The organism is Flavobacterium sp. (assembly GCF_965284515.1).
Lineage (GTDB): Bacteria > Bacteroidota > Bacteroidia > Flavobacteriales > Flavobacteriaceae > Flavobacterium.
Map to the genome: position 1 here is coordinate 1,075,665 of NZ_OZ260089.1, position 24,237 is coordinate 1,099,901.

Sequence of the window (24,237 nt, forward strand, 5' to 3'; positions counted from 1 at the left end):
TTTCTCCTTCGTCGAAATGACATTTTTTAATGTTTACCAATTACTGAAAATGATTACTAAAATTAATGTGCTTCTAACCAATCTTTTCCTAATCCTAAATCAACAATTAACGGAACATCTAATTTGAATGCGTTTTCCATTTCTTCTTTAATCATGGGTTGAATTTTTTCTAATTCGCTATTATGTACATCAAAAACAAGTTCATCATGAACCTGAAGTAGCATTTTGGATTGCCAATTTTCTTTTTCTAAGCGTTTATGAATGTTAATCATTGCAATTTTGATGATGTCTGCAGCACTTCCTTGAATTGGTGCATTCACAGCATTTCGTTCGGCTCCGCCACGAACCATTGCGTTAGCTGAATTGATGTCTTTTAAATAACGACGTCTTCCTAAAACAGTTTGTACATAACCTTCTTCTCTGGCAAAATCTATTTGATTTTGAATGTATTGTCTTAGTTTTGGATAGGTTTTGTAATACGCTTCAATCAATTCTGCACTTTCACTACGAGATAAATCGGTTTGATTACTTAATCCAAATGCTGAAACACCATAAATGATTCCGAAGTTTACCGTTTTGGCATTACTACGTTGTTCTTTAGTAACTTCTTCTAACGGCACATTAAATACTTTTGAAGCAGTAGAACGGTGAATATCTTCCCCATTTTGGAAGGCTTTAATCATGTTTTCTTCTCCCGATAAAGCGGCAATAATACGTAATTCAATTTGGGAATAATCGGCAGCTAATAATGTGTAATTTTCATTTCGAGCGATAAAAGCTTTACGAATTTGTCTTCCTCTTTCGGTACGAATTGGAATGTTTTGTAAGTTGGGGTTGTTTGAACTCAAACGTCCTGTTGCAGCAACCGTTTGCATATAATCCGTATGAACTCTTCCTGTTTTTTCATTCACTTGGTTTGGCAATGCATCTACATACGTGTTTTGTAGTTTTACCAATTGGCGCCATTCTAAGATATAACGAACAATTTCATTGTCTTTAGCCAAATAGCTTAAAATTTCTTCACCCGTTGCGTATTGACCCGTTTTGGTTTTCTTTTGTTTTGGTCCGCCAATTTTTAGTTTGTCAAATAAAATGTCTCCTAATTGTTTTGGTGAAGCTAAATTGAATGTTTCGCCAGCAATTTCAAATATTTTAGCTTGAAAAGCGTCAATTTCAACTTGCATTTCTTTTGACATGTCATTTAAAAAATCAACATCTAAACGAATGCCTTCGCGTTCCATTGCAGCTAGAACTTCAACTAAAGGAATTTCTATTTCGTCAAACAGTTTTTTAGTTCCTACTTTTTCTAAAATAGGTTGGAAGTGTTCTTTCAGTTGAAAAGTAATATCTGCATCTTCAACAGCATATTCTTTCACTTCTTCCAAAGGAACATCTTTCATTGATTTTTGGTTTTTTCCTTTTTTTCCAATTAATTCCTCAATGCTTTTTGGACTATATTTCAAATACGTTTCACTTAAAATGTCCATATTATGACGCATGTCTGGATTAATTAAATAATGCGCAATCATGGTGTCGAATAATTTTCCTTTTACAGAAACGCCATAGTTTGCTAATATTTTTAAATCGTATTTTAAGTTTTGACCAATTTTTTCAATGTTTTCGTTTTCAAAAAACGGAACTAATTTTTGAAGTAAAATTTTTGCGTCAGCTTGATTTTCGGGAAACGGAACATAAAACCCTTTTCCTTTTTCATATGAAAAAGCAATTCCAACTAATTCTGCTGTTAATGCATCTAATCCTGTAGTTTCGGTATCAAAACAAACAGTAGATTGTTTTTCTAGATTTTGAAGCAATAGTTTTAATGCTAAATCTCCTTGAACAATTTGATAAAAATGCTCGGTATTTTCTAAAGTTGAATAATAAGAACTTTCAGAAGTATTTGAAGTGTCTTCATCTGCGAAGCCAAATAAGTCAAATTGTTCTTCCTTTTTAGGGGCTGCTTTTTTTGCAGGTTTTGGAGTTTCTTCAGCTGAACTATTTCCGTTTGTGTTTATTTCATCATAATCGTTGCCATCTCTGAATAATTTGTCAAACTGCTCTTGCATTCTTCTGAATTCTAATTCATGAAAAAGTGCTTCTGTTTTTTCGACATCAGGTTTAGAAAGCTCATAGTCTTTTTCGTCAAACTGTACAGGACAATCCAATAATATAGTAGCAAGTGTTTTTGATAAAATACCTTTCTCTTTGTTGGCTTCAATGTTTTCTTTCATTTTTCCTTTCAGTTCGTGTGTGTTTGCTAAAAGGTTTTCCATGGAGCCATATTGTGCTAAAAATTTCTTGGCTGTTTTTTCTCCAACGCCAGGTAGTCCAGGAATGTTATCGGCAGAATCGCCCATCATTCCTAGGAAATCAATTACTTGTAAAGGATTTGATATTTCAAACTTTTCTAAAACTTCAGGTACGCCCCAAATTTCAATTCCGTTACCCATACGAGCAGGTTTATACATGAAAATGTTTTCGGAAACCAATTGGGCAAAATCCTTATCTGGTGTTACCATGAAAACCTGATAGTTTTCTTTTTCCGCTTGTTTAGCAATTGTTCCTATTAAGTCATCTGCTTCGTAGCCGGCAACTTCTATAATTGGAATATGCATGGCTCTTAATAGTTCTTGAATGTATGGCACTGCAATTTTTATAGCTTCTGGAGTAGCATCTCTGTTGGCTTTATATTCTGGAAACATTTCATTCCTAATATCACTTCCGCCTTTGTCAAATGCAACCGCTAAATGATCTGGTTTTTCACGTTTAATTACGTCCATTAACGAATTCATGAAGCCCATAATGGCAGATGTGTCCATTCCTTTAGAATTAATTCTTGGGTTTTTGATGAAAGCATAATAACCTCTAAAAATTAAAGCATAAGCATCGAGAAGGAATAATCGTTTTTGTGACATGAATCTTAATTTTATTTAAAACGTAAAAATACAATTCTTGTTTAAAAATACTTTGTTAAAATTGAATTAATATATAGTGTTATTTTTCAAGGAGTTGCTTACTTTGCAAAAAATATAAAGTTATGCTCCGCGGTTTAATACCACTTCTATTAATATTAATGATTGAAATTTATTCGTTTCAAGCTGTTAAAACAATTGTAAAGTCAAAATGGGTAATAGGAATCTATGTCCTGATTTCTCTTTTTATCATTGCTTATATAACCTATTTCATGTTTACACATGATAGAGGAAATGGTCAAAATAAGCAATCCTTGTTTACGATTGGCCTACTTTTAATTACTATTTTACCAAAAGTGGTTTTAACAATTGTTCTTTTTGGTGAAGATGTTTTTCGTTTTTTTGAAGGAATTGTCGTTCATTTTATGGGAGATAATGATGGAGGTAAATTTTTGCCAGCCAGAAGAAAATTTGTTAGTCAAGTTGCGCTTGGAATAGCTGCAATTCCATTTGCTTCATTATTGTATGGAATGACCGTTGGTAAATATAACTTTAAGGTAATTAAGCAAACTTTATTTTTTCCCGATTTACCAGATGATTTTGACGGAACTACGATCACTCATATTTCAGATATTCACAGTGGAAGTTTTGATAATCCTGAAAAAATTCAATACGCAATAGATTTAATTAATGAACAAAATTCTGATTTGGTTTTGTTTACTGGAGATATTGTAAATACCCATGCCAAAGAAATGCATCCTTGGGTGGATACTTTTAAAGGTATTCATCAACCTAAAATGGGTAAATATTCTGTATTGGGAAATCATGATTATGGAGAGTATTTTAGATGGGATTCAGACGCAGAAAAAGAGGATAATTTTAATGCTATTAAAGATTTACATCGTCAAATAGACTTTAAATTATTATTGAACGAAAATTTAAAAATCAAGAAAGGAAATTCTGAAGTTGCAATTGTAGGAGTTGAAAACTGGGGAAAACATTTTAAAAAAGTTGGCGACTTAACAAAAGCATCTGAAGGTTTAACGAAAGAAGATTTTAAAATATTATTGAGTCACGATCCAAGTCATTGGGATGCAGAAGTGCAGCATGATGAGAATCATTATCAATTAACTCTTTCGGGCCATACACACGGTTTTCAATTTGGAATTGAAATTCCCGGCTGGTTAAAGTGGAGTCCGGTTCAATATGTTTATAAACAATGGGCTGGTTTGTATGAAAACTTAGGAAGATATGTGTATGTAAACAGAGGTTTTGGTTTTCATGCTTATCCGGGTAGGGTGGGAATTATGCCTGAAATTACAGTGTTAGAACTAAAAAAATCTAAAAAAACAGTATAATTCATTAAAAATAGTACATTTGTATATTGTTTTAGTGTTAAACTTTAATTTAAACATTAGTTTATGTCAAAATTTGGAGAACTAATAGATGCTCAAGTTCCAGTTTTAATCGACTTTTTTACAGAGTGGAACGAGCCTTCAGTTGCAATGAACGAAGTAATGCGTCATGTAGCTGCAGCTCTTGGTGATAAAGCAAGAGTGATTAAAATAGATGTTGATAAAAACAGAGAATTAGCTGAAGCATTAAGAATTAAAGGGTTGCCTACTTTAATGATCTACAAAGAAGGTCAGATGATTTGGAGACAAAGCGGAGAGTTAGACGCAAATACTTTAATTTCTTTAGTACAAGAACAAGCTTAATTTAACTTATCAAACACAAACCCTTTTTCTTTTAATTGCTGTATTAATTTAGGCAATACCCTTTGTAGAGTATCTTGTGCTTTAATGCTGTCATGAAAAACGATTATGCTTCCTGTTGAAATGTTTTTTAAAGTGTTGTTTAAGCATCTTTCAGCATTTAAAGAATTATCATAATCATAGCTTAATACATCCCACATTATAATTTTATATCCAAGCTTTATTAATTCTTTAGCTTGATTTTTTTTGATTTTTCCATATGGAGGACGAAACAGTTTTGATTGAAAATTGCTGATTGAGTATTTTTCAAAGACTGAATTGCATAATTCAACATTTTTAAGGTATTTTTTAGTTGAAGTTTTCCACCCATTTAAATGATTAAATGTGTGGTTCCCAATTGTATGATCATCAGAAATTATTTGTTTAAAAACTTCTGGATGTTTTTGTATGTTCTCCCCAATACAAAAGAAAGTTGCCTTTATATTTTCTTTTTTTAAAAGTCCTAAAACCCATTCTGTTACTTCTGGAATTGGACCATCGTCAAATGTTAAATAGATTTTTTCTTCACTATTTGGTAATTCCCAAATATATTTAGGAAAAAGGAATTTTAAAAATCGATTTGTTTTAAACATTCTAAGCATGACTTCAAAGCTAAAAAAAATGTGCCAACAATTTTACTTGTCGACACATTCTTTATTATTTTAAAATATTTTATTCTGCTTTTCTTCCAAAAAGTTCAAACATTTTGTTGAAATTGTTGAATTTTACTTTTTCTTGATTGTAGAATTCTAAATCATTTGAAATTTGCATAATTTCTAACAAGCCTCTGTAGCGTTCAATATCAGTTACTATGTCTACAGCCATTTCTCGCTGTTCACTTGGTTTAAATCCGCTAAAATAGGTTAGTTCTTCTTGGTATTTCAAGATCAATTGTTTTAAGATGGTTCTCGCTTTTTCTTTTTTACCAATTTCATAATAACCTTGAGCAAAAGGTTCGACAAGTGTATAGTATTCAAAAAGGTCAACTGGCATTTTGGCCATTGCTAATTCAATTATTTTTTCAGCTTTATCTTTTTTGCCTTCATTTATTAATGTTTCCATTAATCTTGCAAGGTTAGTTCGATACGTAATTCCGTTTTTGCGTGTTTCTGGATCGTGATACATTTTTGGATTACCACTATTTCCCCAATCCCATTTCATAACAATGTCAAACATTTTGTCTGAATCTAAATACCCCATTTCTAATGGATTTGGGCTTTCTTTTCCATTTGATGTTTTGATAGGGACTAGTTTATAACACATACCGTCAAGTTGAAGATAATCTTTCATCCAAATATAATCGTCTTCTCCAAAGCTTCCACCTGTAAAATAAATGGGTCTTTTCCAATTGTTTTCATTTACAATATCAAGCATCATCAATCGATTTTTGTATAATGCTTGTCCCTTGATTTTAAATTGCATTGCCGGAACGATTGAGTCATAAAACTTAGGAGAAACCACATTGTTTTTTATTATTTCTTCCTTGTTAATTGGAATGATAATCTGATTTGAAGGGTAATAATTTACAAATTGCCCACTATTTAGTTCAACTTTTGCTCTTTCATCTTCTAGTGAAATAAACTTAATTAAATCGCTAAGTAATATTGAATCCTTTGTTTTCTCTATTAAGAAACTATAATCTCTATTACTTCCTCTATATAACTTTCTGTCAAATGAAGATGGTATCGGTTCAGAATCATACGCTTTTCTTTTCATTTGATCAATATACCAATCAGTCATAAATAAACTAGTATTTACAATTCTAATGTCGGTTCTATAGCCTTCTATTTCTTGAGCGTACCAAAGTGGGAAAGTGTCATTGTCTCCAATGGTAAATAATATAGCGTTTGGTTCACATGAGTCTAAGTAGGCTTTTGCCATAGCTAAAGCGGTATGTTTGCCAGAACGATCATGATCATCCCAATTTTCTTTAGCCATTAATACTGGCGTAGAAAGTAATGTTATTGCGAGTGTTACAGGTACAGCAATGTTCGGTTTAATGTATTTTTTAATTCCTTCGTAAATGGCAAAAACTCCAACTCCAATCCACATAGCAAAAACATAAAACGAACCTACAAGAGCATAATCTCTTTCTCTTGGTTCAAAAGGTCTTTCGTTTAAGTAAATTTTCAATGCTAGACCAGTAAATAAAAACAGCGCCAGTAATACATAAAAACTCTTTAAATCTTTTCGAGCATGGAAAATCATTCCAATTACCCCTAAGATAAAAGGTAAAAAGAAATAAGTGTTCCTACCTTTATTATTTGCCATATCTGGAGTTAGGTTGTTTTGAGGTCCTAATCTAATTTCATCCAAAAAGGAAATTCCACTCAACCAATTTCCGTTTAAATTATCATATCTTCCTTGAATATCATTTTGTCTACCAACAAAATTCCACATTAAATACCTCCAGTACATGTATCCAAATTGATATTCAAACATAAATTTAATATTGTTTACAAATGATGGTTTTTCTATAATTAGATATTCACCATATGTTTTTAAGAATTTGTCATAATCTTCCATGTCAATTCTTCCAGTTTCATAGGCTGTTCTAAAGTCTGAAACCATTTGAATTAACTGGTCTTCTTCTGCATATTCTGGATTAACTCTGAATTGTAATGGTTCAGTGAACGTCATGTAGTTTTCATTATGATCTGAGCTCCACATTCTTGGTAAAAACGCTTTGTGGTTATCGTCTGTGTTTTGTTCTGAGTTAATGTAGTTGTTCGTTATTATGTATTTTCCACTAGTGTAATCTCTTTCGTAGTTAGGTTTTCCGTCTTTATATGGGTTTTCTTTATCTAATCCAGAATACGCATCTGAAAATTGTGCTCCATAAAATAAATGTTGCTCTCCATATTGCTCACGATTGTAATAAGCTAATACTTCTGCAGCATCTGAAGGTTTATTTTCGTTAATAACAACATCTGCATTCGCTCTTACAGGTAACATTATCCAAGTAGAAAATCCAATTAATATGAATAATGTACAAAGAAGTAAAGTGTTGTAGAATACAAGTTCTTTTTTTCGAGTGTAATTTAAACTGAAGTAAAAAAAAGCAACAATAAGTAAAAAAGCAAAAATAGTTCCTGAGTTAAAGGGAAGTCCTAAGCTATTTACCATAAAAATTTCAGTTTTACCAAAAAATCCTAAGGTATAGGGTAAAAGGAGTTTAAAGATGAATAATAAAATCGCAATGATCAAGACATTTGCAATTAAAAAGCTTTTTACTGTAATTGTGTTATTTTTTTTAAAAAAGTATAAAAACCCTATAGCTGGTATGGTTAATAATGCCATAAAGTGCACTCCAAAGGAAAGTCCTATTACTAATGAAATTAATAAAAGCCATTTATTTCCTTTACTATTATTTAAGTCCTGTTCCCATCTTAGTCCAAGCCAAAATAATAAAGCTATAAATAAAGATGCCATTGCGTAAACTTCAGCTTCAACTGCATTAAACCAAAAACTGTCTGAAAAAGTATAAGCTAAAGAGCCAACAAAAGCACTTCCTAATATCATTAATTGTGTGTTTTTGTCGTCATTTTCATCATTAAATAAAAAGTTTTTAAAAATAAGAGTTAAAGACCAAAACATAAACAATATTGTAAATGCACTTGAAAACACAGACATCATGTTGACCATTAACGCTACTTTACTAGCGCTTGTTGCAAACATCGCAAAGAATGCTCCAAGCATCTGAAAAAGCGGTGCTCCTGGTGGGTGTCCTACTTCAAGCTTTGCTGATGTTGCTATGTATTCTCCACAGTCCCAGAAACTTAGAGAAGGTTCAACTGTTAATGAGTAAGTAGTTAAAGCAATTGTAAAAGCTGTCCAACCTAGTATGGTATTCCACTTTTTAAAATTAAATGATGCCATAAAACAATGAGTTTTTTATAGAAATTTGCATTTTGAATTACAAAGAAACTATTTTTTTATATATAGTAACGGATAAAATTATTTTTTAATATTTTTTTTAGAAAAATTTGTAGAATAAAAAATATGGTTTACATTTGCACTCGCAATCGAAAAGGTTGTTTGGTATTGGCCCATGGTGTAATGGTAACACTCCGGTTTTTGGTATCGTCATTCAAGGTTCGAGTCCTTGTGGGCCAACAAAAAAAGTCCTGCTTCTAGCAGGACTTTTTTTATTTAAACGCTTTAATTATATTTTAAATGTAATTACTGGTCTTTTTGCATGATTTACTAAGTCTTCACTTATGCTTCCATTAAAGAAATGTGATATTCCTTTTCTTCCGTGAGTACACATTCCTATTATATCTGCATCAATGCTCTTTGCGAAATGTAAGATTCCTTTTTCAACATTTATATCGTTATAGATGTGTGTTGAGAAATTTTTAGCAGACATGTCAGTTGTGAAATCACTCATGATTTTTTCGGCAACTCGTGTTGATCTGAAATTATTTGGAGTATTTATGTTAACTAAATGAAGATGAGAATTGAATTTACCTGCAAAAGCTGCTACTTTTTCAAAAGGTTTTTTTGTTTCATCTGAAAAGTCTGAAGCAAACACAAATTTTTCAGCGCTAAAGTTTGGCTCTTCTTTTTTGATTACTAAAACAGGGACATTTGAATTCCTTACTACTTTTTCAGTATTAGATCCTATGAACATTTCTTGAAACCCTCTTGCTCCATGTGACCCCATAACAATTAAATCCACCTCGTGACTCTCTCCATTTTTAATAATGCCGTCAAAAGCCATTTCAAATTGAATTATTTTGGTAACTTTTAGTCCGTCTAAATAGCTTGCTTGCATGGCTTCATTCATTCTGGAAACAGCAGCGTTTTTAAACAACATTAATTCTGGGATATCATGAGAGCTAGAAATCGCATCGTTACCTGAATTAGGCAATTCAAGCATATGAAGGAGGAATATTTCGCCGTTATTTTTTTTAGCAATTTGAGCAGCTACTTTTAATGCATACTCTGCGTGTTTTGAAAAATCGATTGGTACTAAAATTTTTTTCATAAATAGTTATTTGTAGTAATGTTAATTATTAATTGGTACAATAAAGATACGACTTAAATCTTACATAGACAATTTTTTTTATTTCAAAAAAATATTTATATTTGCGCAAATTATTTGTTATTTAATTAATAATGAGGCACGCACTGCGTGCCTCTTTTTATAAAATATGACGTTTACAGATAAAGTTAATCAGTTGGTCGAAAAAGTTTTTGAATCTAGGGAAGATTTGTTCTTGATAGATTTAAAAATTGATAGTTCTAATAAAATTATAATTATCTTAGATGGTGATAATGGTGTAAACTTACAAGATTGTATCGATGTAAGTAAAGCTATTGACGGGGAGTTAGATAGAGAAGAACAAGATTTTTCATTAGAAGTTGCTTCTGCAGGTGTTTCAAGTCCATTAAAATTAATGAGACAATTTAAGAAGAACTTAGACAGAAATTTGAAAGTGAAAAAATCGAATGACGAAGTTATTGAAGCACAATTAACAGGAGTGACAGACGAATACATTACTCTTGAGTGGAAAGCAAGAGAACCAAAAAAAATTGGTAAAGGAAAAGAGACTGTAGAAAAGAAAGAAGAAGTTTTGTACAGTGAAATAAAAGAAGCAACAGTTATAATATCATTTTAAATAAAGAGTTAGCATGGAGAATATTGCATTAATTGATTCGTTTTCAGAATTTAAAGACGACAAGCTCATTGATAGAGTTACCTTAATGGCGATTCTAGAGGATGTTTTTAGAAATGCACTAAAAAAGAAATACGGTTCAGATGATAATTTTGATATTATCATTAATCCAGATAAAGGAGACATGGAGATTTGGAGAAACAGAACTGTTGTTGAAGACGGTGAAGTTGAGGATTCAAACTCTGAAATTTCTTTATCTGAAGCAAGAAGAATTGAGCCAGATTTTGAAGTTGGTGAAGAGGTTTCTGAAGAGGTTAAATTAATTCAATTAGGAAGGAGAGCGATTTTAGCTTTACGTCAAAATTTAATTTCTAAAATTCATGAACACGATAATACAAATCTTTACAAGCAATTTAAAGATTTAATTGGAGATATTTATACAGCTGAAGTTCACCATGTGCGTCCTAAAGCGGTAATTTTGATGGACGATGATGGTAATGAAATTGTTTTGCCAAAAGAAAAACAAATCCCAAGCGATTACTTCAAAAAAGGTGATAACGTAAGAGGTATTATTGAAAATGTTGAATTAAAAGGAAATAAACCTCAAATAATTATGTCTAGAACATCTCCGGATTTCTTAGAAAAATTATTTGAACAAGAAATACCTGAGGTTTTCGACGGATTAATTACAGTTAAAAAAGTTGTTAGAATTCCAGGTGAAAAAGCAAAAGTGGCGGTAGATTCTTATGATGATAGAATTGATCCAGTTGGAGCATGTGTAGGAATGAAAGGGTCTCGTATTCATGGAATTGTTCGTGAATTAGGAAACGAAAATATAGATGTTATTAATTATACTTCAAACATACAATTGTTCATAACAAGAGCTTTAAGTCCTGCAAAAGTATCATCGGTTAAAATAGACGAAGAGAAAAAAACAGCAGAAGTTTTCTTGAAAGTTGAAGAAGTTTCTAAAGCAATTGGTAGAGGAGGGCATAACATAAAATTAGCTTGTCTAATGACAGGATATGAACTAGATGTTATAAGAGAAGGAGTTATTGAAGAAGAAGATGTTGAATTAAGAGAATTCTCAGATGAAATCGAAGGATGGATTATCGATGAATTTGAAAAAATAGGTTTAGATACTGCAAAAAGTGTATTGAATCAAGATGTTGAAGATTTAGTTAGAAGAACAGATTTAGAAGAGGAAACTATTTTAGATGTTGTTAGAATATTAAAAGAAGAATTAGAAGATTAATTTTTAAATTTACTATTCCTAAAGCTATACAACAAAACATACAAAAGAATTATAAAAAGATTATATGTCTGACAATAGAGTAATAAGAATCAACAAAGTTTTAAGAGAGTTAAATATTTCTCTTGATAGAGCTGTGGACTTTTTAAAAGAAAAGAATCATGAAATTGAATCTAGTCCTAATGCTAAAATATCTCAAGAAGAATACAACGTCTTATGCAGCCAATTCTCTGCCGATAAAGGTAAAAAGGTTGCATCTCTTGAAGTAAGTGAGGAAAAGAAGAAGGAGAAGGAGGCGCTTAAGAAAGAGTTAGAAAAAGAACAAGAGTTGAAACGTCAGCAAGAAGCAGAAGCAGAAAGACAACGTCAAGAAGTTATTAAAGCTAAGGCTGTTGTTGAAGCACCAAAGCCGGTTGGAAAAATTGACCTTAATCCTAAAAAAGTAGAGGTTAAGAAACAAGAAAAACCAGTTGAAGTTCCTCCAACAGAACAAAAAAAGACTGATTCTGAGCAGGCTCCTGAAAATACTAAAGATGAAAAGTCTAGTAAGCCTAAAGTAGATGTTTCTAAGAAAGATGAGCCAAAAGTTTCTAAAGAAAATGAAGCAACTTCTGCAGAATCTACTGAAGAAGAAAAAATAGCTACAAATTATCAAAAACTTTCTGGAACAACTTTTACCGGTCAAAAAATTGATTTAAGCCAATTTAATAAACCTAAAAAGAAGAAAGAAGATTCTAAGACAGTTGGTAAAAAACCAGATACTGCTGCCGGTGGTAATAACGCAAACAAAAATAAGCGTAAGCGTATTACTAAGCCAGTTCCTGGCGCTAAGCCTGGTGCTGCTGGCGCTCAAGGTGGTGCTGGAGGAGTTAAGAAAACTTTTTCAAAAGACAATAGATTTAGTAAAGGTAAAAAAGTAGTAGTTCAAAAAACAGAGCCTACTGAAGAAGAAGTTAAAAACCAGATTAAAGAGACTCTTGAAAGACTTCAAGGAAAAGGTAAAAAAGGCTCAAAAGCTGCAAAATACCGTAAAGATAAAAGAGATTCTCACCGTCAGCGTGTTGATGATGAACTAGAACAAAAAGATTTAGAAAGTAAAATCTTAAAAGTTACAGAATTTGTAACTGTAGGTGAAATTGCTTCGTTAATGGACGCGCCGATTACTAAAGTAATTGGAACTTGTATGTCATTAGGAATCATGGTTACTATGAATCAACGTTTAGATGCTGAAACACTTTCAATTGTAGCAGATGAATTTGGATATGAAATAGAATTTATTACTACTGATATTGAAGAAGCTGCTGAAATAATTGAAGATAAGCCAGAAGAGTTAGTTCACAGAGCTCCTATTGTTACGGTAATGGGGCATGTTGATCATGGTAAAACATCATTATTGGATTACATTAGAAATACAAATGTAATTGGAGGAGAATCTGGAGGAATTACACAGCACATTGGTGCATATGGTGTTGAATTAGAAGGTGGTGAAAAAATCGCTTTCCTAGACACTCCTGGTCACGAAGCATTTACCGCTATGCGTGCTCGTGGTGCTCAAGTAACAGATATTGCTATAATTGTCGTAGCTGCAGATGATGACATCATGCCACAAACTAAGGAGGCGATAAGTCATGCTCAAGCTGCAGGTGTTCCTATGATTTTTGCTATTAATAAAGTAGATAAGCAAACAGCAAATCCTGAAAAAATTAAAGAAAAATTAGCTGCAATGAACTTATTGGTTGAAGAATGGGGAGGTAAGTACCAATCTCATGATATTTCGGCTAAAACAGGTCTTGGTGTTAAAGAATTATTAGAGAAAGTATTGTTGGAAGCTGAAGTTTTAGAGCTTAAAGCAAATCCAAATAAAAATGCAGTTGGAACAGTAGTAGAAGCGCAGTTAGATAAAGGTCGTGGTTATGTTACAACTATATTAGTTCAAGCAGGTACCTTAAGAATAGGTGATTATATGTTAGCGGGTAAAAACCACGGTAAGATAAAAGCTATGTATGATGAGCGTGGACATAATGTAACTGAAGCTGGTCCGTCAACACCTGTATCTATATTAGGTTTAGATGGCGCTCCTACAGCAGGTGATAAACTATCAGTTTATGACGATGAGAGAGAAGCGAAACAAGTTGCAGCTAAACGTACACAATTACAACGTGAGCAATCTGTTCGTACACAAAAGCATATTACTCTTGCTGAAATTGGTCGTCGTATTGCGTTAGGTCAATTTAAAGAGTTGAATATTATCCTTAAAGGAGATGTTGATGGTTCTGTTGAAGCTTTGGCTGATTCGTTCTCTAAATTATCTACTGAAGAAATTCAAATAAACATTATACATAAAGGTGTTGGAGCAATTACAGAATCGGATGTATTATTAGCATCGGCTTCCGATGCAATTATTATTGGATTTAATGTTCGTCCACAAGGAAATGCAAAACAACTTGCAGAAAAAGAAGAAATCGATATCCGTAATTATTCTATTATTTACGCTGCTATTGATGATTTAAAAGATGCAATGGAAGGAATGCTTTCTCCAGAATTGAAAGAAGAAATTACAGGTACAGCTGAAGTACGTGAATTATTCAAGATTTCTAAAGTTGGAACTATTGCTGGTTGTATGGTTACAGATGGTAAAATACTTCGCAATGGTCAAATTCGATTAATTAGAGAGGGTGTTGTAATTTATACGGGTGAATTAGTTGCTTTAAAGCGATTTAAAGACGACGTTAAAGAAGTTTCTAAAGGATATGATTGTGGAATGCAAATTAAAGGTTATAATGACCTTAAGGAGTACGACGTTATTGAATGTTTCCACGAAGTAGAAGTTAAGAAAAAATTGAAATAATTTTTTCAGTTTTCTAACATAAAAAAATCCCAAGTTCTAACTTGGGATTTTTTATTTATTGTAAATAGTTTATAAGCTTTAAATAAGTGTTTCTTTATTAAAAACTATATTTCATACCTCCATAAATATTTCTTCCAGGAGCATTTATTCCAGAAGCAAACACACGATATTGTGTATCTAAAATATTTTCAACTCCTGCAAATAATGTTCCGCCTTTAATTATCTTAAAAGCTGTTTTAAAATTATATGTTTCCCAAGATGGCATACCTCCATTTGGAGCATATTGTTCATTGTCTTCACCGTTTAAATAATAATCTTTAATTGGTTTTTTACCATTATAAAGAATGTAAGCTTCTAAAGTTCCCCAATTTCTGGCATAATTTAATCCTAATTTCCCATAAAAAGGAGGGATGTGGTCTAAAGGACTTCTTCCGCTTTCTTCAATAATTCTTCCTAATGTGTAATTAAAAGTTCCGTTAAATTGTAAATTATTGAACAAGTAGCTTTTTAGATTAGTAGAAAAGCCAGTTACAAAAGCTTTCCCTTTGTTTTGATTAGCTAAAACTTGACTATTTATTCCATTATATGAAATCGTTGTCTGTCCTTCATATGTAAAATTGTCAGTAACAATTGCATCAAAAAAACGAGTGTAGAAATAAGTATTTTCTATCTGAAATCTTTTGTTATTTGACTTAATAACGAAACCTAAATCGGTTGTGATTGTTTTTTCAGGATTCAAATCTGCATTTGGAACAATTACAAACCCTCCACCAGATTCAAATACTTTTGCTAAATCATCAATATTTGGCACTCTAAAACCACTGCTAATATTTGTTTTTAAATCAACGTTTTTTGACGGCTGATGAATTAATCCTGCAGTTGCGCTATAGGTAAGGTTTTGCTGGTTTATTGAGTTAAACGGTAATGGGAAAAAAGTGTTGTCATCGATGTTGCTATGTAATAGTGTGTATCCAGCTCTAGCCCCCAAATTCCATGCAGTTTTTTGGGAAGCCTTTTCATTATAAGAGATGTAAAAGTCATTCCTCATCATATAATTTTTTCCGTTTGGATAACGAGTATCAATTGTAGAAACGATACCGGTATTTATATTGTTTGAATAGGCTTCTGAATTTAGTGTTTCATAATACGATTCAAGTCCATAAAACAATTCCCCTTTATTGAATTTTTTGTGTAAATCTGCAGAGATTGAGAACATGTTTATCTTTTCGATTCTATTTTGTAAATTATAATTTCCAAACCTTCTATTATGTCTGCTTTCTTCGACATTTTGATAAGCAAAGTCTAGTTTAAAGTCACTATTTAAAATCAATTTTTCTTTGGATAAGCTATAAATTGCGAGTAGTCTTTTTTGTGGGCCGTAGTACCATTCTGCATTTCTTAGACCTGTACTAGAAGAAACATCCGTAAGTCTATCATATCTTGGTATGTCAGAAGAAGTTGAATATTGAAAATTTAAACCATGGTTATAACCACTTGTTGTTTTATAAGCTATTTTCTGCATTAAATTGAATTGCTTGTATGCAGTATTCTTTTGAATATATTTGTCGTTATTAGCAATTAAAACATCTGTTCCATTAATTGTTTCTACATAAAATTCTCTTTCTCCAAAGTAAGCATTGTTTTTATTTCTTCTTTTTCCCATTTTTAAATCTCCAAAATCATTGTAAGAAAAAGAGGTTAATGAAGCCCAGTTTTCGCCAGCAAAATTTAAATCAAAATAAGTTGATTTTTCTTCATTTACTGAGCCATATCTTGTTGATACGTTTCCGCTAATAAATTTAGTATCGTTGTTTAGGAATTTCGCTTTTTTTGTATTCATACTAACGGTTCCTCCGAGTGCATCACTTCCAAAAAGAGTTGAGGTTGGTCCATAAAAAATATCAACGTTTTCTAATAAATTTTCATCAACAGTAATTGCGTTTTGTAAGTGTCCCGATCTGAAAATCAGATTATTCATCCTAACCCCATCAACTATTAAAAGCACCCTGCTGGCTTCAAACCCTCTTATGGTTGGACTTCCTCCACCTTGTTGTGATTTTTGAACGTGTAAATTTCCAGAATTAGCCAATAAGTCAGCGGTATTTTGATAGTTTTGAAATTCTATTTCTCTTTGAGAAACTGATTCAATCTGAATTGGAATTAGTTCTTTTGATCTTGGAACTTTGTTAGATACGACTATAACTTCTTCAAGTTGATTGGTTTTAATTGTGTCTTTTTCTGTTTGAGCAAAAACAATAGTGGACCCAATTAATAAAGTTAAGTTTATTAATTTTTTCATTATTATTTCCCTGGCTTTATTAATAGAGCGCTTGGATATTTAGTTTTTATATCAATTAAAACTTTTTCAGCATGAAGTCTGGATTTATAATTGCCAACATAAACTTTATAAGTTGGGTTAGAATAAATAATTGTACCTTCTATTTCTTTGAAATCTTTTTTAAATTCAGAAAGTTTCTTTTTTGACTCCTCTCCAGAGCCATAAAAGATTTGAATTTTATAACTATCTGTAATAGATATATTGTTGTTTATTTTTTGTTTTTCTTTTAATAAAACTTCAAATTTCGCATCTTGCTCAATTGTTGTTTTCAATTCTTGTGCAAAAGATTTTAAGTTTAACGATAAGAATATGAAACTGATAAGTAAAATTGGTTTAAGTGCTAAATTTCTCATAATGAATTATATTTAAAACAAAAATACAACTAAAAATAGAATTCAAAACCCTTGAAATTATTTAGAATAAATATAAATTACATTTTAAGATAATATTAAGGTTTTTAGAATAGTTCGAATATTGTATTTTTGTCGGAGTTTAAAATTTAAGTACGATGTTTTTATAGCAATAAGTTTATCTAATATCGTACCAATTTTGTCGATAATCATTAATTAAATATGAAAAAGGTGGGTAACCATAATTCGTTTTCAAGGATTTTCTTCAGTTTAGCTTTATTGCTATCTTTTTCTTTATCTATGTATTCTCAAGATGCTGCTGAAGATGCGGCGGCTCCTGTTGTTGCAGGCGCAGATGCAGTAAAGGGTAAAGAGTTGTTTAATGCTAATTGTGCGGCTTGTCATAAATTAGATGCTAAATCTACGGGGCCTGCGCTACGTGGTGTTGCTGATAAATATGATAGGGAATGGCTGTATAAATGGGTTAAAAACAGTAGTGACTTAATTAAGTCAGGAGATGCTCAGGCAGTAAAAGTATTTGAAGAAAATAATAAAGTAGCAATGACTGCTTTCCCTCAATTGTCAAATGCTGACATTGATAATATTTTAGCTTATACATCTGAAGTAGCACCTCCTCCGGTTATTAAGGATGATGTTGTTAAAGGTGATCCTTCAGGGGGTTCAGGAATTTCAAACAATGTAATATTAGGAGCACTTTCATTAGTGTTGGTAATGTTGGTTGTTATGTTATTCTTGGTAAGAAATGTTTTAACTAAAATAGCTAGTGCTAATGGTATTGAAGTTGCTTCAAGTGAAAAATCATTGCCTATTTGGAAAGCTTATGCAAAAAATCAATTCTTGATTTTGGTTACTGCAATTTTGTTCTTATTAATGTCTGCATATTTTGCATACGGATATTTAATGCAAATTGGTGTTGATCAAGATTACGAGCCGGTTCAGCCAATTCATTATTCGCATAGAATTCATGCTGGTGATAATGGTATTGATTGTAAATACTGTCACTCTGCAGCAAGAGTAAGTAAGCATTCTAATATTCCATCATTAAACGTTTGTATGAATTGTCATAAAAACATTGGTGAAGTTGCTCCTGAAACTTTAGCAGAAGGGAATGAATATGGTGTTGATTATAATAATGAAATTCAGAAGTTATATGACGCTGTTGGATGGGATAAAGAAGCTCAAAAATATACAGGTAAGACAACTCCAGTTAAGTGGGTTAGAATACATAATTTACCTGATTTTGTTTACTTCAACCACTCTCAACACGTTTCGGTTGCAGGTGTAGAATGTCAGAAATGTCACGGTCCTGTTGAAGAAATGGAAATCATGAAACAGCATTCGCCATTAACTATGGGTTGGTGTATTAACTGTCACAGAGAAACAAATGTGAAAGTTGAAGATAATGAGTACTACAAAAAAGTACACGAAGAGCTTTCTAAAAAATATGGTGTTAGCAATTTAACTGCTGCACAAATGGGAGGTTTAGAATGTGGTAAATGCCACTATTAATAATAAATTAAGAAGTTAATATCTATATATAATATGGCATCAAACAAAAAATACTGGAAAAGTGTTGAAGAGCTAAACGAAAATAGCTCTATTGTTGAGACGCTAAGAAACAATGAGTTTGTTGAGCAAATTCCTGTAGATGAGTTTTTAGGAGATAAGGATTCACTTGCAAATGCATCAACTTCTCGTCGTGACTTTTTGAAATATGTTGGATTTAGTACTGCCGCTGCTTCATTGGCTGCTTGTGAAGGTCCAGTTGTAAAATCAATTCCTTATGTTGTGCAACCAGAAGAAGTAATTCCTGGTGTTGCAGATTATTATGCAACTACAATAGCAGATGGTTTTGATTTTGCTAACATTTTAATTAAGACTCGCGAAGGTCGTCCAATTAAAGTTGAAAACAATAAATTAGAAGGAGCTGTTTCTAGTGCTAACTCTAGAGTTCATGCTTCTGTACTTTCATTATATGATAGCTTGCGTTTAAAGCAATCTAAAATTGCAGGTAAAGACGCTGCTTGGTCAGAGGTTACTTCTAAAATAAAATCTTCATTAGAAGACGCAAAAGCTAAAGGTGGAAATGTAGTGTTGTTAACTAATACTATGGCAAGTCCATCTACTGACGCATTGATTGCTGATTTAATTGCTAAATACCCAACTGTTAAACAAGTTGTTTATGATGCAGTTTCTGAAACAAATGCTTTAGATGCTTTTCAATCTGTATATGGTGTAAGAGGTTTGGCTGATTATGATTTTTCAAAATCAGATGTAATTGTTTCTGTTGGAGCTGATATCTTAGGAGATTGGCAAGGTGGTGGTTACGATGCTTCTTATGCTAAAGGGCGTATTCCTAAACAGGGTAAAATGTCTAAGCACATTCAAATAGAGGCAAATATGTCTTTATCTGGTGCAAATGCAGATAAAAGAATTCCTTTAAATGTTACTGAACAAAAAATAGCTTTAGCTGATTTATATAGTGCTATAGTAAATGGAAGTACTCCAAAGAATGCTGAAGTTGCTAAAGCTGCTAAACAATTAAGTGCTGCTAAATCTAAAGGTGTTGTTGTAACAGGTTTAGATGATAAAGATGCTCAGTTGTTAGTTTTAGCTATCAATGCTAAAATTTCTTCTGAGGCATTTAATCCTTCTGCAGCACGTTTAACTAGAAAGGGAGATGCAAAGGCAGTTGCTCAATTGGTAACTGATATGAATGCTAGCTCGGTTCACACTTTAATTATGAGTGGTGTTAATCCAGTTTATACGTTAGCTAATTCAAAAGAGTTTGTTGCTGGACTTAAAAAAGTGAAACTTTCTGTTGCTTTCTCAATGAAGGAAGATGAAACAGCTAGTATTACTAATATTGCTGCTGCCGCTCCTCATTATTTAGAATCTTGGGGAGATGTTACTTTATCAAGAGGGCATTACAGTGTGATGCAACCAACAATTCGTCCTTTATTCGATACAAAACAATTACAAGAAGTTTTATTGTCATTAACTGAAAATGCTGCTTCTTATCACGATTATCTAAAAGCTTTTGCTGCAAGTCAGTTAAATGGTAAATCTTGGAATCAAACGGTTCATGATGGTTTTTCTGTTGCTGAAGTTGCTCCATTGTCTACAAGTGATGTTGATGCTTCGGCTTCTGCATCAAAATTAGCTTCTTCAAAAACTACTGGGCTTGATTTAGTATTATATACTAAAACAGGAATGGGAGATGGTCAACAAGCAAATAACCCTTGGTTACAAGAATTTCCTGATCCAATCACAAGAGTTTCTTGGGATAATTATGCTACGGTTTCTAAAGCTGATGCTGAGAAATTAGGATTAGAAAACTGGAATGAAGCTAATGGAGGTTTAAATGGTAGTTATGTAACTTTAAAAGTTGGAAATGCAACTTTGAATAAAGTTCCGGTAATCATTCAACCTGGTCAAGCAAAAGGCACTGTTGGTTTGGCTTTTGGTTATGGTAAGACTGCATCAATGAAACAAGAAATGCAAGTTGGGGTTAATGCGTATGCATTATATACTAACTTAAATGCAAATCAAACGGTTTCTATTGCTAAAGAAGAAGGGGAGCATGAGTTCGCTTGTGTTCAATTACAAAAAACATTAATGGGTAGGGGTGATATCATCAAAGAAACTACCTTAGAGATATTTAATTCTAAAGATGCTGCTGTTTGGAATCCAGTTCCAATGGTTTCTTTAGATCATAAAGATACTCCTGCTACAGAAGTAGATTTATGGACTTCATTTGACAGAACTACAGGTCATCATTTTAATTTATCGATTGATTTAAATGCTTGTACTGGATGTGGAGCTTGTGTTATTGCGTGTCATGCAGAAAACAATGTTCCTGTTGTTGGTAAAGATGAAGTAAGAAGAAGTAGAGATATGCACTGGTTGCGTATAGATAGATACTATTCTTCACAAGATACTTTTGATGGTGATAATAAGCTTAAAGGAGGAACTTCTGGCCTTATGGATTCAGTAAGTACTTTATCTGCTATGGAAGATCCTGCAGAAAATCCTCAAGTGGCTTTCCAACCAGTAATGTGTCAACACTGTAATCACGCACCTTGTGAAACAGTTTGTCCTGTTGCTGCAACATCTCATGGTAGAGAAGGTCAAAACCATATGGCTTATAACCGTTGTGTAGGTACTCGTTATTGTGCTAACAACTGTCCGTATAAAGTTAGAAGATTCAACTGGTTCTTATACAATAAAAACAGCGAATTTGATTATCATATGAATGATGATTTAGGACGTATGGTATTAAATCCAGATGTTAATGTTCGTTCACGTGGAGTTATGGAGAAATGTTCTATGTGTATCCAAATGACTCAAGCGGTTAAGTTAAATGCTAAGCGTGAAGGTAGATTAGTAAAAGATGGTGAATTCCAAACGGCATGTTCTGCTGCTTGTTCAAGTGGAGCGATGATTTTTGGAGACGTAAATGATAAAGAAAGTCAAGTTGCTACTTTAGTAGAAGATGATCGTATGTATCACTTATTAGAGCACATTGGTACAAAACCAAATGTATTCTACCATGTTAAAGTTAGAAACGATAAATAATTATTAATTAAGAAACAATATAAAGGATATGTCGTCTCATTACGAAGCACCCATAAGAAAACCTTTAGTAGTAGGAAGTAAATCCTACCACGATGTTACTGTAGATGTTGCTGCACCTGTTGAAGGTAGAGCTAATAAACAATGGTGGATTGTATTTTCAATCGCATTAGCAGCTTTCCTTTACGGAGTTGGTTGTATGATTTACACCGTTTCTACAGGTATAGGAACATGGGGATTAAATAAAACAGTTGGTTGGGCTTGGGATATTACTAACTTCGTTTGGTGGGTTGGTATCGGTCATGCCGGAACCTTAATCTCAGCAGTATTATTATTATTCCGTCAAAAATGGAGAATGGCTATTAACCGTTCTGCAGAAGCAATGACAATTTTCTCTGTAATGCAAGCAGGTTTATTTCCTATCATTCACATGGGGCGTCCATGGTTAGGATACTGGGTTTTACCTATTCCAAATCAATTTGGTTCATTATGGGTTAACTTTAATTCGCCATTACTTTGGGATGTATTTGCAATTTCAACTTATTTATCTGTGTCATTAGTTTTCTGGTGGACTGGTTTATTACCTGATTTTGCAATGCTTAGAGATAGAGCAATCACGCCTTTCACAAAAAGAGTTTATTCAATATTGTCTTTTGGATGGAGTGGTAGAGCGAAAGATTGGCAACGTTTTGAAGAGGTTTCATTAGTATTAGCTGGTTTAGCTACTCCTCTTGTACTTTCTGTTCATACAATTGTATCTTTTGACTTCGCAACTTCTGTTATACCAGGTTGGCATACAACAATCCTTCCTCCGTATTTCGTAGCAGGTGCTATCTTCTCAGGATTCGCAATGGTAAATACCTTGTTAATTATCATGAGAAAAGTATCTAACTTAGAAGATTATATTACAATTCAACATATTGAATTAATGAATATTGTAATCATGATTACAGGTTCAATTGTAGGTTGTGCGTACATAACTGAGTTATTTATTGCTTGGTATTCTGGAGTTGAGTATGAACAATATGCGTTCTTAAATAGAGCAACTGGTCCTTACTGGTGGTCATACTGGTTGATGATGACTTGTAATGTAATTTCTCCACAAGTAATGTGGTTTAAGAAAATTAGAACTAGTATTATGGCTTCGTTTATCATCTCTATTGTTGTAAACGTTGGAATGTGGTTTGAGCGTTTTGTAATTATTGTAACTTCTTTACATAGAGATTATTTACCATCATCTTGGACTATGTTCCAACCAACATTTGTTGATGCAGGTATATTTATAGGAACTATTGGATTCTTCTTTGTATTATTTTTATTATATTCTAGAAGTTTCCCTGTAATTGCACAAGCAGAGGTTAAAACTATTTTGAAATCTTCAGGAGATAATTACAAGAAAGCAAGAGAAGCAAACGGTCATAATCATTCAGATAATCATTAATATCATGAGTAATAAAGTTATACACGCTATATATAATGATGATGATGTTCTAATGGATGCTGTAAAGCAAACAAGAGCAGCTCATCATCATATTGAAGAGGTTTATACACCTTTTCCAGTACACGGACTAGATAAAGCTATGGGATTGGCTCCAACTAGAATTGCTATTGCATCATTTATGTATGGTGTAGTTGGTATTTCTGTAGCAACTTTCATGATGAGTTTCATTATGATTCATGATTGGCCACAAGACATTGGTGGTAAACCAAGTTTTAGTTATATTGAGAACATGCCGGCTTTCGTGCCTATTATGTTTGAAATGACAGTATTTTTTGCAGCACATTTAATGGTTATTACTTTTTATATGAGAAGTAAATTATGGCCATTTAAACAAGCTGAAAATCCTGATGTAAGAACAACTGATGATCATTTTTTAATGGAAGTTGGAGTTCACGGAAATGAAGAAGAATTAGTTTCTTTCTTCCAATCTACAGGAGCAGTAGAAGTTAAAGTAATCGAAAAGCATTAATATCAAGATATGAAAAGCTTATATAAAATAGTAGCTGTATTAGGTTTGTCATTCATAGCAACTTCTTGCTTTGACAAATCGAAACCTAACTACCAGTTTTTTCCTAACATGTATGAATCTGTAGCATATGAAACATATGTTGAATCAGATGCATTTAATTCTGAGAATGGTTTAAAAGGGAAAGAAGGTCAATTACCTGCTGAGGGTTCTATTAAAAGAGGTTTTGTGCCTTATGAAATTCCAAATACTCCAGAAGGATATTTACTTTCTAAAACTATAACAACTTCACCTTTAGATAGTATTTCTAAAAATTTAGATAAAGGAAAAGAATTGTATAATATTTATTGTGCAATTTGTCATGGAGAAAAAGGTGATGGTAAAGGTAATTTAGTTAAAAGAGAAAAATTCTTAGGTGTACCTAGTTACGCTGATAGAGAAGTGACTAATGGTAGTATTTTTCATGTTGTTACTTACGGGTTGAACTCTATGGGTTCTCATGCAAATCAGCTTTCTCAAGAGGAAAGATGGCAAGTGGCTGATTACGTATTGAAATTGAAGTCTGAATTATAATTTAAAAACTTTTTTGAAAATCATTG

16 protein-coding genes and 1 tRNA gene are annotated in these 24,237 nt (G+C 32.5%); 11 read left to right on the top strand and 6 right to left on the bottom strand.

The annotated features are described in order from the left end of the window. Positions 1 to 62 precede the first annotated feature (62 nt). Positions 63 to 2,915, bottom strand: coding sequence for a DNA polymerase I (gene polA / locus ACQ65T_RS04945; protein ID WP_430399989.1), 2,853 nt, complete (start codon positions 2,913 to 2,915; stop codon positions 63 to 65). Positions 2,916 to 3,037: 122 nt separating this feature from the next. Here polA and ACQ65T_RS04950 point away from each other — a divergent pair, with 122 nt between their 5' ends. Beyond that, positions 3,038 to 4,270: a metallophosphoesterase gene (locus ACQ65T_RS04950; RefSeq protein ID WP_430399990.1), complete on the top strand. Its 1,233-nt coding sequence runs from the start codon at positions 3,038 to 3,040 to the stop codon at positions 4,268 to 4,270. A 63-nt stretch (positions 4,271 to 4,333) separates the two neighbouring features. Next, the gene (locus ACQ65T_RS04955; RefSeq protein WP_430399991.1) at positions 4,334 to 4,630 is read left to right on the top strand and encodes a thioredoxin family protein; all 297 of its coding nucleotides are present in this window, start codon (positions 4,334 to 4,336) and stop codon (positions 4,628 to 4,630) included. Here the strand turns inward: ACQ65T_RS04955 and ACQ65T_RS04960 are convergent. After that, complete coding sequence (locus ACQ65T_RS04960) at positions 4,627 to 5,259, bottom strand: polysaccharide deacetylase family protein (protein ID WP_430399992.1); 633 nt, start codon at positions 5,257 to 5,259, stop codon at positions 4,627 to 4,629. The genes ACQ65T_RS04955 and ACQ65T_RS04960 overlap by 4 nt on opposite strands. 79 nt (positions 5,260 to 5,338) lie before the next feature. Next, positions 5,339 to 8,545, bottom strand: coding sequence for a protein O-mannosyl-transferase family (locus tag ACQ65T_RS04965; RefSeq protein WP_430399993.1), 3,207 nt, complete (start codon positions 8,543 to 8,545; stop codon positions 5,339 to 5,341). 166 nt (positions 8,546 to 8,711) lie between these two features. Between ACQ65T_RS04965 and ACQ65T_RS04970 the strand changes: the two genes are divergently transcribed. After that, positions 8,712 to 8,782 (top strand) — tRNA-Gln (locus ACQ65T_RS04970). A 49-nt stretch (positions 8,783 to 8,831) separates the two neighbouring features. On the opposite strand, the gene ACQ65T_RS04975 is transcribed toward ACQ65T_RS04970, so the two are convergent. Continuing rightward, a complete protein-coding gene (locus tag ACQ65T_RS04975; RefSeq protein ID WP_430399994.1) occupies positions 8,832 to 9,656 on the bottom strand; it encodes a universal stress protein in 825 nt (274 codons plus the stop codon). Positions 9,657 to 9,822: 166 nt separating this feature from the next. On the opposite strand from ACQ65T_RS04975, the gene rimP reads away from it, so the two are divergent. The 3 genes from rimP to infB all read left to right on the top strand — a co-directional run bounded on the left by rimP (position 9,823) and on the right by infB (position 14,387). Further along, a complete protein-coding gene (gene rimP / locus ACQ65T_RS04980) occupies positions 9,823 to 10,290 on the top strand; it encodes a ribosome assembly cofactor RimP (protein WP_430399995.1) in 468 nt (155 codons plus the stop codon). Positions 10,291 to 10,303: 13 nt separating this feature from the next. Beyond that, complete coding sequence (gene nusA, locus ACQ65T_RS04985) at positions 10,304 to 11,542, top strand: transcription termination factor NusA (RefSeq protein WP_430399996.1); 1,239 nt, start codon at positions 10,304 to 10,306, stop codon at positions 11,540 to 11,542. Positions 11,543 to 11,606: 64 nt separating this feature from the next. After that, entirely contained in the window at positions 11,607 to 14,387 is a 2,781-nt protein-coding gene (gene infB / locus ACQ65T_RS04990; RefSeq protein WP_430399997.1) for a translation initiation factor IF-2, read from the top strand. A 97-nt stretch (positions 14,388 to 14,484) separates the two neighbouring features. On the opposite strand, the gene ACQ65T_RS04995 is transcribed toward infB, so the two are convergent. Continuing rightward, positions 14,485 to 16,686: a TonB-dependent receptor plug domain-containing protein gene (locus tag ACQ65T_RS04995; RefSeq protein WP_430399998.1), complete on the bottom strand. Its 2,202-nt coding sequence runs from the start codon at positions 16,684 to 16,686 to the stop codon at positions 14,485 to 14,487. Positions 16,687 to 16,688: 2 nt separating this feature from the next. After that, positions 16,689 to 17,078, bottom strand: a complete 390-nt coding sequence (locus tag ACQ65T_RS05000) for an SPOR domain-containing protein (protein ID WP_430399999.1) — start codon at positions 17,076 to 17,078, stop codon at positions 16,689 to 16,691. A 219-nt stretch (positions 17,079 to 17,297) separates the two neighbouring features. On the opposite strand from ACQ65T_RS05000, the gene ACQ65T_RS05005 reads away from it, so the two are divergent. The 5 genes from ACQ65T_RS05005 to ACQ65T_RS05025 are packed head-to-tail and all read left to right on the top strand — an operon-like array spanning position 17,298 to position 24,211. Continuing rightward, positions 17,298 to 18,605: a c-type cytochrome gene (locus tag ACQ65T_RS05005; protein WP_430400000.1), complete on the top strand. Its 1,308-nt coding sequence runs from the start codon at positions 17,298 to 17,300 to the stop codon at positions 18,603 to 18,605. A 33-nt stretch (positions 18,606 to 18,638) separates the two neighbouring features. Beyond that, positions 18,639 to 21,674 (top strand): TAT-variant-translocated molybdopterin oxidoreductase, encoded by a 3,036-nt coding sequence (locus tag ACQ65T_RS05010; RefSeq protein ID WP_430400001.1) that lies wholly within the window; start codon positions 18,639 to 18,641, stop codon positions 21,672 to 21,674. Between the two features lie 28 nt (positions 21,675 to 21,702). Next, positions 21,703 to 23,112 carry an NrfD/PsrC family molybdoenzyme membrane anchor subunit gene (gene nrfD, locus ACQ65T_RS05015; RefSeq protein WP_430400002.1) on the top strand — a complete coding sequence of 470 codons (1,410 nt, stop codon included), beginning with the start codon at positions 21,703 to 21,705 and terminating at the stop codon, positions 23,110 to 23,112. 4 nt (positions 23,113 to 23,116) lie between these two features. Next, on the top strand, positions 23,117 to 23,641 hold the full coding sequence (locus ACQ65T_RS05020; protein WP_430400003.1) for a DUF3341 domain-containing protein: 525 nt from the start codon (positions 23,117 to 23,119) through the stop codon (positions 23,639 to 23,641). Positions 23,642 to 23,650: 9 nt separating this feature from the next. Further along, the gene (locus ACQ65T_RS05025; protein WP_430400004.1) at positions 23,651 to 24,211 is read left to right on the top strand and encodes a c-type cytochrome; all 561 of its coding nucleotides are present in this window, start codon (positions 23,651 to 23,653) and stop codon (positions 24,209 to 24,211) included. The last annotated feature ends 26 nt before the right edge of the window (positions 24,212 to 24,237 follow it).